This is a genomic window from Micromonospora sp. RTBAU3-60 (assembly GCF_054963695.1).
The window spans coordinates 1-689 of sequence record NZ_JBUEGB010000200.1 but is presented as its reverse complement, the minus strand read 5'-3'; the positions used below and the strand labels follow the sequence as shown (position 1 = coordinate 689).

1 protein-coding gene is annotated in these 689 nt (G+C 66.0%); it reads right to left on the bottom strand.

Annotated features, from left to right (window positions below; genetic code table 11):
• Positions 1–689: amylo-alpha-1,6-glucosidase (locus ACY34I_RS40555; protein ID WP_462760857.1), on the bottom strand; the 689-nt coding region annotated here is incomplete at both ends.

The window sequence follows — 689 nt, the reverse complement described above, 5'->3', positions numbered from 1 at the left end:
ACGCGGTGGGGTATTGCACGGGGTAGCGGGTGAGGTGTCGGGGGTATCCGGCGAAGGCTTCGGGTAGTCGGCCGTCGAAGTAGTTGGCGGCGTCGAGGATGCCTTCGGCGATGTGGGCGGCTTCGGCGTTGAAGCCGTAGCGGCGTAGGCCCCAGGCGATGAGTGAGTTGTCGAATGGCCAGACGGTGCCGACGTGGTAGCCGAGGGGGTTGTAGCGGGCTTCTCCTTCGGCGAGGGTGCGTACGCCCCAGCCGGAGAAGAGGCGGGGGCCGAGGAGGTGTTCGGCGATCTTCGCGGCTCGGGGTTGGTCGACGATGCCGCTCCACAGTAGGTGGCCGATGTTGGAGGACAGGGCGTCGACCTGGTTGCCGCCGGCGTCGAGGGCGAGGGCGTAGTACTGTCCGTCTTCGACCCAGAAGTCGTGGTTGAAGCGGTGTTTGAGGTCGGCTGCCTGGCGTTCGAGTTGGTCGGCGTAGGTGGGGTCGTTCCAGAATTCGCGGGCGAGTCGGGCGCCGCGGATTTTGGCGTCGTAGGCGTAGCCTTGGAGTTCGCAGGTGGCGCGGGGTAGGCCGGGCAGCCGGCCGTCGCGGTAGGAGATGGAGTCCCAGGAGTCCTTCCAGCACTGGTTTTCCAGGCCGTTGCGTTGGTTGCGGCGTTGGTACCAGATGTAGCCGTTACCCATGATGTCG